This is a genomic window from Pseudomonas sp. MYb327, from assembly GCF_040438925.1.
GTDB lineage: Bacteria > Pseudomonadota > Gammaproteobacteria > Pseudomonadales > Pseudomonadaceae > Aquipseudomonas.
In genome coordinates, this window is the sequence record NZ_CP159258.1 from 1,100,366 (window position 1) to 1,113,549 (window position 13,184).

At 59.2% G+C, this 13,184-nt stretch carries 8 protein-coding genes; 5 read left to right on the forward strand and 3 right to left on the reverse strand.

All coding sequences use genetic code 11. The features are described 5' to 3' along the window. Positions 1-86: 86 nt before the first annotated feature. On the forward strand, positions 87-2,510 hold the full coding sequence (locus ABVN21_RS04910; RefSeq protein WP_339556620.1) for a TonB-dependent siderophore receptor: 2,424 nt from the start codon (positions 87-89) through the stop codon (positions 2,508-2,510). Positions 2,511-2,612: 102 nt separating this feature from the next. On the opposite strand, the gene ABVN21_RS04915 is transcribed toward ABVN21_RS04910, so the two are convergent. Then, on the reverse strand, positions 2,613-3,764 hold the full coding sequence (locus ABVN21_RS04915; RefSeq protein WP_339556621.1) for an MFS transporter: 1,152 nt from the start codon (positions 3,762-3,764) through the stop codon (positions 2,613-2,615). A 168-nt stretch (positions 3,765-3,932) separates the two neighbouring features. Here ABVN21_RS04915 and ABVN21_RS04920 point away from each other — a divergent pair, with 168 nt between their 5' ends. The 4 genes from ABVN21_RS04920 to ABVN21_RS04935 all read left to right on the forward strand — a co-directional run bounded on the left by ABVN21_RS04920 (position 3,933) and on the right by ABVN21_RS04935 (position 11,052). Then, positions 3,933-4,925 (forward strand): diaminopimelate epimerase, encoded by a 993-nt coding sequence (locus tag ABVN21_RS04920; protein WP_339556635.1) that lies wholly within the window; start codon positions 3,933-3,935, stop codon positions 4,923-4,925. 251 nt (positions 4,926-5,176) lie between these two features. Further along, positions 5,177-9,850, forward strand: a complete 4,674-nt coding sequence (locus ABVN21_RS04925; RefSeq protein WP_353637226.1) for an RHS repeat-associated core domain-containing protein — start codon at positions 5,177-5,179, stop codon at positions 9,848-9,850. Between the two features lie 3 nt (positions 9,851-9,853). Then, on the forward strand, positions 9,854-10,249 hold the full coding sequence (locus tag ABVN21_RS04930) for an Imm50 family immunity protein (protein WP_339556863.1): 396 nt from the start codon (positions 9,854-9,856) through the stop codon (positions 10,247-10,249). 419 nt (positions 10,250-10,668) lie between these two features. After that, positions 10,669-11,052: a hypothetical protein gene (locus ABVN21_RS04935; RefSeq protein ID WP_339556862.1), complete on the forward strand. Its 384-nt coding sequence runs from the start codon at positions 10,669-10,671 to the stop codon at positions 11,050-11,052. Positions 11,053-11,278: 226 nt separating this feature from the next. Here ABVN21_RS04935 and codA read toward each other — a convergent pair whose 3' ends face one another. Further along, entirely contained in the window at positions 11,279-12,523 is a 1,245-nt protein-coding gene (codA, locus tag ABVN21_RS04940; RefSeq protein WP_339556861.1) for a cytosine deaminase, read from the reverse strand. 257 nt (positions 12,524-12,780) lie between these two features. Continuing rightward, positions 12,781-13,137, reverse strand: coding sequence for a 6-carboxytetrahydropterin synthase QueD (queD, locus tag ABVN21_RS04945; protein WP_046042818.1), 357 nt, complete (start codon positions 13,135-13,137; stop codon positions 12,781-12,783). Positions 13,138-13,184 lie beyond the last annotated feature (47 nt).

A 13,184-nucleotide genomic window follows, 5' to 3' on the forward strand; every position in this document is an offset into this window, starting at 1 on the left:
TTTCGAGTTCATCGTCTTCCTGTTCAACTGCAACTGGTTTGCATTAACAAGCGCACACTCTTGCGATCCACAGGACTACGTTCGACGTGAAAAAATCCACCGCTAAAAACAACAAATTCCCTTGGTTGCCGTTGGCGCTTGCGCTGGCGGTCAATGTGGCGATGCCTCAGGCATTTGCCGCCGATGCCATCCACATCAAGGCGCAGCCATTGGGTCAGGCCTTGAGTGAGCTCGGCCAGCAAACGTCGCTGCAGGTTTTTTTCAGTCCTGAATTGGTCTCCGGCAAACAAGCCCCGGCGGTGGACGGCAACATCTCGCCGGAAGAGGCGCTGCGTCAGTTGCTGCAAGGCAGCGGCCTGCAATACCAGATCGATGAAGGTTCGGTGACGCTGATGCCGGCACAGACGGCGGCGGCAAATGGCCCGCTGGAACTGGGTGTGACCGACATCAAGGTGGTCGGCGACTGGCTCGGCGACGCCGATGCCGCCGTGGTGCAAAACCACCCTGGCGCGCGCACCGTGATTCGCCGCGAAGCCATGGTCGAGCAAGGCGCGATGAACGTCGGCGACGTGCTCAAGCGCGTACCCGGCGTGCAAGTGCAGGACGCCAACGGTACGGGCGGCAGCGATATTTCCCTGAACGTCGGCGTGCGTGGCCTGACCTCGCGCCTGTCGCCGCGCTCCACCGTGTTGATCGACGGCGTGCCCGCCGCGTTTGCGCCTTACGGCCAGCCTCAGTTGTCCATGGCGCCGATTTCCTCTGGGAACCTCGACAGCATCGACGTGGTGCGCGGCGCCGGTTCCGTGCGCTACGGACCACAGAACGTGGGCGGTGTGATCAACTTCGTAACTCGGGCAATCCCGGAGCAAGCCTCGGCAGAAATCGGCTCTACCCTGGAAACGTCCCAGCATGGCGGCTGGAAGCACATCGACACGCTGTTTGCCGGCGGCACCGCCGATAACGGCATGGGCGTGGCGCTGTTGTACTCCGGCGTGAACGGCAACGGCTACCGTGAAAGCAACAACGGCAATGACATCGACGACGTGATCCTCAAGACCCACTGGGCCCCTACCGATGTCGACGATTTCAGCCTCAATTTTCACTACTACGACGCCAAGGCCGATATGCCCGGCGGCCTGACCCAGGCGCAGTACGACGCGGACCCGTTCCAGTCCGACCGCGACCACGACAACTTCAGCGGCCGCCGCAAGGATGTGTCGTTCAAATGGGCGCGGCTCATCGGTGAGCGCACCCAGGCCGAAGTGCTGACTTACTATTCCGACAGTTTTCGTGGCAGCAACATCGCCGCCCGCGATCAGAAAACCCTTGGCTCGTTTCCGCGCACCTACTACACCTTCGGTATCGAGCCGCGGGTGTCCCATGTGTTTGACCTCGGCCAGACCACCCAGGAAGTCAGCGTCGGTTATCGCTACCTGAAAGAAGGCATGCACGAAGAGGCCAGCCGCCTGGCGCTGGTCAACAACGAGCCGGTGGTGCGCCCGGGTTCGGACGGGCATGTCTACCAGGACCGCACCGGTGGTACTGAAGCGAACTCGGTGTATGTCGACAACAAAATCGACGTCGGCAACTGGACCATCACCCCGGGCATCCGTTTTGAACACATCAGCACCGACTGGCATGACCGTCCGGTGCTCGATACCGCTGGCCGGCCGGTGCCCGAAAAGAACCGAAGCATTGAAAGCAACGAACCGCTGCCGGCCTTGAGCGTCATGTATCACATGTCCGACGCCTGGAAACTGTTCGCCAACTACGAAACGTCCTTCGGCGCCCTGCAATATTTCCAGCTCGGTCAGGGTGGTGCAGGCGACGAGCCGGCCAATGGCCTTGAGCCGGAAAAGGCCAAGACCTACGAGATCGGAACCCGCTACAACGATGATGTGTGGGGCGGCGAAGTGACGCTGTTCTACATCGACTTCGACAAGGAGTTGCAATACATCAGCAACGACGCAGGCTGGACCAACCTCGGCGCGACCACCCACCGAGGCATTGAAACGTCGGTGCACTACAACATGGCGGCGCTCGACCCACGCCTCGAAGGCTTGACCGCCAACGCCGGCTTCACTTACACCCGCGCCGTTTATGAAGGTGAAATTCCCGGCTTCAAGGGCCGCGACCTGCCGTTCTACTCGCGACAGGTGGCAACCGCCGGCCTGCGCTATGACATCAACCGCTGGACTTACAACATCGATGCCTTCGCTCAGTCCAAACAGCGCTCACCGGGTGTTGCCGTGAACGCCGATGGCAGCTTCACCAACAACTACATCACCGAAGGCACCGCCGATGGCCAGTACGGCGACATTCCGGGTTACGTCACCTGGAACGTGCGCAGCGGCTATGACTTCGGCCCGTCGGTGTCGAACCTGAAAGTCGGGGTCGGGGTGAAGAACGTTTTCGACAAGCAGTACTTCACTCGCTCCAGCGATAACAACTCGGGCATGTATGTCGGCGCACCGCGCACGTTCTTTGTGCAGGCCAGCGTCGGTTTCTGACAGACCGGGTTGATCCTATCGCTGGCAGGCCAGCTCCTCCAGGATTGCGTCGGACATGTGTACGACACCGATCCCTGTAGGGCTGGCTGCCAGCGATGCTTTTCAGACCCTCAACACCTTACCGCCAATCGCCACCGCCACCAGCAACAGCGCCATCAGGCCAAAGGCAAAACTCAAACTGGCGGCATGGGCGACGAAGCCGATCACCGCAGGCCCCGCAAGAATCCCCGCATAACCCAAGGTGGTAATGGCCGGTACGGCGACGCTTTCCGGCATGACGGTCTGTTTACCGACTGCGGTGTACAGCACCGGCACAATGTTCGAACAGCCGGCACCCAGCAACGCATAACCCACCAGCGCCGCTTCCCAGTTCGGGGCAAAGGTCGCCAGAAACAGACCAGCCGCCGCCGTCAGCCCACCGAACACAATCACCCGCGTCGCGCCCAGGCGTCGCACGATCGAATCACCGGTCAGCCGTCCGGCGGTCATGGTCAGGGCAAACGCTGCGTAACCCAATCCGGCGTACGCCGTGTCGATCCCGCGTTCCTGCGCCAGGAACACCGCGCTCCAGTCCAGCGCCGCGCCTTCGGCGAGGAACACGATGAAGCACATGCCGCCGATAAACAGCACGATGCCGTGGGGAACGGCGAACGCCGGCCCCGAACTTTCGCTGCCGTAAGGCAACAGATGCGGCGCTGCCTTGGCCAGCGCAATCAGCAGCAAGACGATCACCACCAATGTCGCGCCCAGCGGTGAAATCCCCAGGCCGAGCAAGCCACTGACGCCCGCCGCCCCGACAATCCCGCCGAGGCTGAACAACCCGTGAAAGCCCGACATCATGTTCTTGCCACTGGCCCGTTCGACGATCACCGCTTGCAGGTTGACCGTTGAGTCCACCGTGCCGAGGCCGGCACCGAAGATAAACAACGCCGCGATCAACGCCGGAATCGAAGACACGGTCGCCAATAGCGGCAGGGCCAGACAGATCAACAAGGTGCCGCCGGTCGCCACTTTGCGACAGCCAAATCGCGTGGCCAGAAGCCCAGCCATGGGCATGGCCAGAATCGAGCCCACCCCCAGGCACAGCAACAACAAACCGAGCGTGCCTTCATCCAGCCCGGCCCGGGCCTTGGCATACGGCACCAGGGGCGCCCACGCGGCGATGCCGAAACCGGCGATGAAAAAGGCGATGCGCGTGGACATTTGCTCCAGGCGCCCCGGCACGAAAGAGCTCTGGCTGTTGAGGTTGGTCATATCAATCCTTGGCAAAAAACGTCGCGTCTCCAAGGGACAGTGATTGCCCGACGAGGGTTCGATCAGCGTCCACCGGGTTTGCGGTGAAACAGGCTGACATCGTTGCACAGCACGACCATGTTTCGCGATATGTTGAGCGCGACCAATGATTCCGGCACGGAGGGCGCCATGGCGCGGATGTACGATGCACGAGGCAATATCTACATGGTGGCGGCGCCCGAGGACTTGCGCCGCCAGGGCATCGACTTGCCCGAGCAGGCCAGTCACGCCGCGCAAACCCGGGGGGGCTGGACACTGGCGGCCATCCAGGCTTGCTGTGGCTGGGCCGCCGGCACCCAACCGCCCGGCAGCAAAGACCATTGCAGCGATGGGCTGCTGGTCGGCCCCTTTCAGTCGTCCCCGCCATTTGATTTGTTGATCGTCAACACCGACGGCACGCTGGCCGAACGCAGTGGCAATGGGCTGACGATTTTTTCCCAGGCGCTCAGCGATCTGGGCTTGTGGCCAAAAGACGAGGCGTGCCGACTCCGGGTTCATCACGACAAGGGCGATGTGCAATCGCCCGGGGAAATCTCGGTGAAACCGGCAGTGGTCGAAGAAGTGCAGGGATTTTGGCTGGACCTGGGCAAACCTGGATTCGGTCCTGAGGCGGTCAGCGCTCACGGGGTTGAAATGGTGAGCATGAATGGGCGCGAACTCAGTCACGTCGAACCGTTGTCGTCACTTGAGCCGGCATGGTCGCGCAGTCAGTTCGCGCGGGTCGGCAATCCGCATTGCGTGACCCTGGTGCAAAGCGCGGACGCCTTGCCGAGCAATGAGCAGATGCGTGAGCCGCCATTGGCTGAAGGGCTGTTGCGTATCGCCTACGCCATGCCGACCGGAGCAGGGCGACCGTGTCCGGCAGGGATCAACCTGCAATGGGCGATGCATGAGTCCGGGCAGCGAGTGAGCGCGCGGGTGTTCGAGCGCGGCGAAGGGCCAACGGCGTCATCGGGCACCAGCGCCACGGCGGTGGCTTGCGCGGCGTGGCGAGTGGGTTGGGTGAAGGCGGGGGAAGTGAAAGTGGTGATGCCCGGTGGCACGGCGCCGATTTTGTTGGAGGAAGAGCAGGGGGAGTTGAGTCGGGTGAGTCTGTTTGGGACGGCTCGGTTGATTGGTTGAACTTTAAATCGCCTTCGCGAGCAGGCTCGTTCTCACACAGTTCACCAGGACTTTGTGGAAGCTGGCCTGAACCGCGAAGGCATCAATTGCCAGTTTTTTGTTTTAGCGAATTGCCCTACATCAACATCATCCTTCCCTGACTTCTTTCCTCGCTGATCCCCCGCAAAGTTCCTCGCGCCTAATTTTCTGTGCGAGGGATTGCTCATGTTCGACCCGGTTTTTCACGTGGCTGCTGATCTTTCGGTGGGCTGATGGATCACATCGCCCGCATCGAGCAGGAGCTCGACAGCTTTCCCGACACCCTGACGCTTTACCGCCAACAGCTCAAACACTGGTTCAGCCAGGCTGCCGACAAGGTCAGCCGCGCCACGGACATGCCTTCGCTGATGGACATGGAGCGGGTGATCAAACTGGGCTCCACCCGCACCATCGTCAGCCGCAGTGACGACGACTTCATCTCCACGGTGGCGCAGTGTCCGCAAGGTGGCGTCCTGCAGATCGAGAGCAAGTTCGAGTCGGTGTATGACGTTCCGCTGGGCAACATTCAGGTTGATGTGATTGCGCTGGAGGGGGGCGACTCGATTTCCGTCACCCTCGATGAAAACGGCAAGGGAGAGTTCAAGGGCGAGGCGGGCAAGTTCTACCGCGTGCACGTGCAAAGCGAGGTGACGCCGAAGCAGATTGATGAGCTTTTTCAATCTTACAACGGCCTCGCCGCAGAGCTGGATAAGTGGCTGCGCAATGAGTGGGAAGGGTTCAAGCCGCAGTGGTCGCAGTCGACTTCGATCGCGGTGGGCAACGGCATGTTGGCCGGCAGTTGGGCGGCGATCGAGGGGGTGTGGGACGGGATCAACCTGCTCTCGGACATTCTGAAAAACCCCGGTGAGTTTGTTGAGCGACTGGGCAGCAGTGCGGATCAACTGGTCGAGCTGGCGAAAAAATCGCCGGAGGTGATGAGCAAGATCCAACTGTTGGCCAGTGATGAGGCGGCGCTGTGCCTGCTGTTGCGTACAGCCAGCCTTTGGCTGGAAATGCTCCCGCCCAGTCTGATGGCCGGCGAAACCGCCAAGGCGATATCGGCGTTGGTGGTGGAACTGCTGATCGACATTTTGATTGCCATCGTCCTGACCTTCGCCACGGCAGGAGGCGGCGTTGCTTACCTGACGATGCGTCTGGCGCGACGCGGCGCGCAGTTGATCAATGCGGTTACGCGCCTCGTTGGCGCGCTGTTCACCATCATCAGTACCTTCATCGGCTACATCGACCGCTATAAAAAAGTCGCCGCACGCGGTGTCGCGGCCGGCCTGAAAAAAGGCCGGATGCAGTTGCGCTGGAAAGGGCGCAACAACACCTCGCTGAAAAAAGACGAACCCCACGACGACGCCCCGGTTCAGGCGAAAAACCCCAACGGCGACAGCGCCGATTGTGCCGCGCTGACGTGTACCAACGGCTGCCCGGTGTCGATGGTCACCGGCGAAGAGCTGCTGACCCTCAACGACGCTGTTCTCGATGGGATTTGGCCGTTCGAATTCACCCGGCTCTATCGCACCAGCGCCGTAGAAATCGACAGCGGCCTGGGCTTTGGCTGGAGCCATTCGCTGGCCCATCACCTGGAGCTTTCTGGCGACACGGTCACCTGGGTCGACCACGAGAATCGCCGTACGCCATTTCCGTTGCCGAGCCTAACCCGCCCGGTCATCCACAACAGCCTGTCGCGGGCAGCGATCTACCTCGGTGATCAGCCCGAAGAGTTGATCGTGGCGCTGGCCGGTGAGTCGGCGCGGTTCTTTCACTTTCTCGATGGGCGTCTGAGCGCGATCAGCGATGCCTATGGCAATCGTCTGACGCTGCAGCGCGATTTCTCCGACCGCGTGCTGCGCCTCGACAACGGCGCCGGGCGCTGTTTGCTGCTGCGTTATGAGCGGCAGCATTTGATCGCCGTCGACTACCAGCGTTTTCACCTCGTCGACGAGCAGGTGCCGGCCTGGCGCACCGAGCAGACGCTGGTCACCTATGGCTATGACGCGCGGGGACGGCTGATCGCCGCAACCAACGCTGCGAATGAAAGTGAGCGCTACGACTATGACGAACAGCACGTCATCTTGCAGCGGCAACTGGCCGGTGGCGCGAGTTTCTATTGGGAGTGGGAACGCTCCGGCAAGGCGGCGCGCTGCATCCGCCATTGGGCCTCGTTTGCGCAGATGGACACGCGCTACAGCTGGGACGACACCGGCGGCGTGCGACTCAAACACGCCGACGGCAGCGAAGAAGTCTACGTCCACGATGAGCACGCTCGGCTGGTGCACCGGGTCGAGGCCGACGGGGGCGAACGGCGCAAGGCCTATGACGCCGAGGGACGGCTGATCGCCGAGCAGGACCCGCTCGGCGCGGTGACCGAATACCGCTACGACGAAGTCGGACGGCTGATCGCGCTGATTCCGCCGGAAGACGAGCCGACGTCCTACGAGTACCGCAACGGTTTCCTGCATGCCCGCTATCGCGGCCAGGCCAAGTGGACCTACCGGCGCAATGCCCAGGGCGACGTCACCTGGCTGATCGACCCGGACGGCCAGAGCACCTACCACGACTACGACGCGCAAGGGCGGCTGCGGGCGATCCGCTATCCGGATCACAGTCAGCATCTGTTGAAGTGGAACAGTCTCGGGCAACTGCTTGAAGAAACCCTGCCCGACGGTGGGCGCCGGCAGTTTGCCTACGATGCGCTGGGGCGGCGAACTACGGCGCAGGACGAATTCGGCGATGTTACCCATTACCAGTGGGACGCGGTGGGTCGGCTGTTGCAAACCACGTTGCCGAACGGCGCCAGCCGCTGCTTCAGCTACAACGCCTATGGCCGGATCACCGCCGAGCGCGACGAACTGGACCGCGTCACCCGCTATGAATACGCCGACGACCTGCACCTGGTCAGTCGACGGATCAACCCCGACGGCAGCGAGCTGAAGTACCGCTACGAGCATGCGCAGTTGTTGCTCACCGAGATTGAAAACGAAGCCGGTGACACCTATCACCTGGACTACACGCCCGGTGGTTTGATCCGACAGGAAACCGGCTTCGACGGTCGCCGCACGGCGTATGCCTATGACCTCAACGGCCAGTTGTTGGATAAAACCGAGTTTGGCGATGACGGCTCGCAACTCGTCACCGGTTACCAACGCGACAGCGCCGGACGCCTGCTGGTCAAGACCTTGCCCGACGGCAGCCAGGTCGACTACCGCTACGACAGCCTCGGTCGTTTGGTCAGCGTCGACGACGGCCAGGACCATCCGCTGGAGTTCGAATACGACTTTCACGACCGCCTGATCAGCGAACATCAGGGCTGGGGCACGTTGCGCTACGGCTATGACGTCAGTGGTCAACTCCAGCACCTGCGCCTGCCGGACAACAGCCGCCTGCACTACCATCGCGCCGAGGGCGGGGCGCTGACCGCCATCGACCTCAACGGTTCGCGCCTGACCACGCACAGCTTCGTCGGTGGTCGCGAACAAACCCGTCAACAAGGTTTGTTGCTGAGCGACTACGCCTACGACGAACAGGGCCGTTTGCAGGCCCACGCCGTCAGCCAAAACCAGCGTCCGCTGTATCGCCGCGACTATGCCTACGGCGCCAACGGCAACCTCCTGCAAATCAGCGACACCCGCCACGGCCAACGCCGCTACCAGTACGACCCACTCGACCGCCTGACCGACGTGCGCCACGCCCGTGACCAGGACCCGGAGCACTTCAGCCACGACCCGGCCGGCAACCTGCTGATCCACGACCGCCCCGGCCCCTGGCACCTCAAGGGCAACCGCCTGCGACGCCACGGCGACCGCCATTACGACTACGACGCCTACGGCAACTTGCTCCGCGAACGCCGCGGCCAACACGTCACCGAGTACCGCTACGACAGCCAGCACCGCCTCATCGGCATCAACCTGCCGGACGGTCGCGAAACGTCCTACCGCTACGACGCCTTCGGCCGACGCATCGACAAGACCGTCGACGGCCAAACCACCAGCTTCTTCTGGCAAGGCGACCAGCTCGTCGCCGAAAGCAGCCCGACGCACTACCGCAGCTACCTCTACGAACCCGGCAGCTTCCGCCCGCTGGCCCTGCTCGACGGCAAAGGCCCGAAAAAAGCCTGCCCGTTCTACTACCAACTCGACCACCTCGGCACGCCGCAGGAACTCACCGACTACAGCGGCGAGATCGTCTGGTCAGCCAAATACACCGCCTACGGCAAGCTCAGCCACCTAAGCCATGGCGGCGGCGAAGAGTTAGAACAACCGCTGCGCTTTCAGGGCCAGTACTTCGATGCGGAAAGCGGCCTGCACTACAACCGGCATCGGTATTACCAACCGGACAGCGGACGTTATCTGACGCCGGATCCGGTGAAGCTGGCCGGCGGACTCAACCCGTATCGCTACACGCCAAATCCGACGGGGTGGGTGGATCCGTTGGGGTTGAGCGGGAATTGTCCGGGGGCGAATAAGCCGGGGTGTTCGGTGCCGGATGGTGGTGTTGGGGTTAAGGTTGATGAGGGTGAACCATCAGTTCCGGATGTATCACGACGAGGAGCATTTAGGCAGGCTAAAGCCGATGCGGGAATTCCAAATAGTCAACAACCGGATACTCAACTGGATTCTGTGAGTGGTAGGGCTAAACAGGTTGGATATGTAAATATGACTGACATGGCCGGTAAAAGCATATTGAATAGTTTCGGTGTGCCAATTAGAACCAGGCAATATCAATTTACTCGGGACGACGGATTTGTCCTTGTGTTGCAAGATCATGCCGCAGGCCATAAGTTTAACGAAAAAAATAATGTGGGTGATCAAGGTCCACACTTTAATGTTCGGCCGACTGATGATGTTAGGCACGGAAAGGTCAGGGGTACAAAAGAACACTACCCCTTTAGGAGGTGACAGGTGAAATACTGGAATGATTTTGAGGGTAGTGTTTTTTTTAATATGGTATTTAGTCGGCTGGTGGAGATTGATGAGGTAAAACTGTTTTCATTGAGTGTAGATAATAATGCCTCAGTATTGACGTTAGCGTTCAATATAAAAGAGCTGCCCGACAGACCTCCACTAAAATGGAAGGAGTTTAACTCTTGTCGCATTGGTGTTAGCTGTAGCGAGGTGAGTGATTTGTCGGTAAAAAATATTCCAACAACCTCCCTGTTGAAAGTGAAAATTGAACCGCATGGGTCTCGGTTTCGAATATCGGTAGGAGCGGCTGACTCAATCATAGAGTTCACCGCCGCGTATTTGAGACTGCATGATCCATCTGTTTACGTAGCTTTAGATGATATTGAAGATTAAGGTGTTACAATTTTTATGTACAAAGTGTTAGGGAGCATAAAATTCATAAAGGACTATGACTGGAATGACCCAGTTATTCTTCAAGAGCCACCACAATTTTATTGCTTATTGGGGCACGAGTCGAAGCGCAAAAAAAATCAACAGTGTTTTGAAGCAGGATGCGGTCGTGACATAACTAGAAAGCTTTCATTTAAAACCTAGCCATGCGTGAGTCGATCGGGTGCGGGTCTTTCATCCTCGACGGCTTCTCTTCGCTATGCTGGTCTCATCTACGGATTAAGGTATCCCCTATGGGGCTCGCGCAATGGTTATCAAAATAAGCACTATTGTCACGTAGGGAATTGGGTGCTTGAGCTGAAAGGAAATGTAATGAACGTAGAGAACACAGTTGTACGTATTCCATTGCCGAATCAAAAAGAATGAAAGTGACTATAGAGAGTGTGACTCACCTCCACGCAGAAACTCATGTGTGTTTTTCAACTGATTTCGGGGGTGCAATTGCAAGTTGGAAGGGGTCGCCGCCGAAAATAGGTGCGCGTTATGATGTCGAACTGGATATCGACGAGATTTTCGTTTGGGGGCGGAACGCGAACCCTGCATCCGGTGATGTTTGCTCGATTGGGTTAGTAGAAGGCTCTATAATTTTGACGGGAAATGTCATTTCGGTCGGCACCGACGGGGTTGCAGCTATTAACGTGGGTGGATCAGTAATTTTGCTTGAAATCATTCAGTTTTCTGGAGCTGTGCCAGTATTCGTTGATTTAAAAGCCGAGAAAATAAGTTTGTTTCCGACAGGTATGTGAATGAAGGCTTTCTGATGGGTTCGGCGAAATCTCTGGGCAAGGTTTGCGAAAGTTGCATTCAGAGCGTTGCGTTTTTCATGAATCGGTAGCTAGGACTTAGAGGGATAGTCACTCGCTGTCACTTCGATCGCGTGGCAGGGCTTAGGAACCCTTGGAGATCAATTGCGCATCCGCAAAATGGTTTGTTTGTGACAGTAGTACGTGTCCAGTTCCGATAATATAAATCTCAACTCAGATCACTGAACTCCACCACCGGCATCGTCCGTTTCATCAATACCTTGCCCCCACGAACCGAATACAGCGGCAACCCCTGGCTGCGGATTACTTCGTAATCGCTATCCGCCGACAAAATCAACAAATTCGCCGGTCGTCCCGGTTCCAGTCCATAGCGCTGACCCAAAGCCATGGCCTTGGCGCTGTTGTCGGTGACCAGGTCCAGGGCACTTTGCAGGTTGCGGTAACCGAGCATGTGGCAGATGTGCAGGCCGGCTTCGAGTACCCGCAAAATGTTGCCGTTGCCCAGCGGATACCACGGGTCGACGATCGAGTCCTGGCCAAAGCATACATTCATGCCCGCTTCCAGCAACTCGTTGACCCGAGTCACGCCGCGGCGTTTCGGGAAGTTATCGAAGCGTCCTTGCAGGTGGATGCTTTCGGTGGGGCAGGAGACAAAACTGATCCCCGAATGCCCAAGCAGGCGAAACAGCTTGGCGCAGTAAGCGTTGTCGTAAGAGCCCATGGCCGTGGTGTGGCTGGCGGTGACCCGCGAACCCATGCAGCGGCTGCGAGCCTCCTCGGCCAGCACTTCGAGAAAGCGTGAATGCGGGTCGTCGGTTTCATCGCAATGCACATCGACGAGGCATCCGGTGCGCTCGGCCAGGTCCATCAGGAACTTCACCGAACTCACGCCCTGTTCGCGGGTGTACTCGAAGTGCGGAATGCCGCCGACTACGTCCGCGCCCATGTGGATCGCTTCTTCGATCAAATCGCGACCGTTGTGATAGGACTCGATGCCTTCCTGGGGAAACGCGACGATTTGCATGTCGATCAGGTGACGACTTTCCTCGCGCACTTCAAGCATCGCCTTCAGTGCGGTCAGTTGCGGGTCGGTGACGTCGACATGGGTGCGTACGTGCTGAATGCCGTGGGCGGCGAGGTTCTGGATGGTTTTCTTCGCCCGGGTCTTGGTGTCTTCCAGGGTGATGGTCGCCTTGCGCTCGCCCCAGCATTCGATGCCTTCGAACAGCGTGCCGCTCATGTTCCAGCGGGGCTCGCCGGCGGTCAGGGTGGCGTCGAGGTGGATGTGCGGTTCGACGAAGGGCGGTACCACCAGGTTGCCGCCAGCATCCAGATCCTCCGGCCCCAGGGTCGGGGCTTCGGTCTGTCGGGCGATGTTGCTGATCAGGCCGTTTTCCAGGTGTAACTCATGCAGGCCTTCTTGGTTGCGCAGACGGGCGTTGATGATGTGCATGAGGTGAATCCTTTTGAAGAATATTCTCGGCTGTCTCTCTACGTTAGCTCGGCAATGGCAATCCTCGCCAGCGGCGTTGGTCGTCGCCGTCCAAAAATATTCGAGCGGGCCTGCTCGCGAATGCGGTAGATCAGAGAGGCCAAAAATCTCAGGCATAAAAAAACAGCCATTGATGGCTGTTCATTACATCCCTGACGAAACGCAGTCCCCCTGTAGGAGCTGAAGCAGCCTACGGCTGCTCCTTCAGGGGATTCGCTTTATTCGCCGCGGTAGATGCAACCGCTGGTGCAGGTTTCGTGGATACGAATCGCACTGAGTTCCGGCAGCAGAGGCTTCAGTTCTTGCCAGATAAACTTGGCCAGCACTTCACTGGTCGGGTTTTCCAGGCCAGGAATGTCATTCAGGTAGTTGTGGTCCAGACGCTCATACAGCGGCTTGAAGATCGCCTTGATTTCCGAGAAATCGCGAATCCAGCCAGTATGCGGATCCAGATCGCCGCTCAGGTGAATCGCCACCTTGAACGAGTGCCCGTGCAGGCGGCCGCACTTGTGGCCGTCCGGGACGTGGGGCAGGCGGTGGGCGGATTCGAAAGTAAACTCTTTGAAGATTTCCACAGTGTTTTCAGCTCTGTTCAGGTGGCGATCGCCGCGGCGATTTGGGC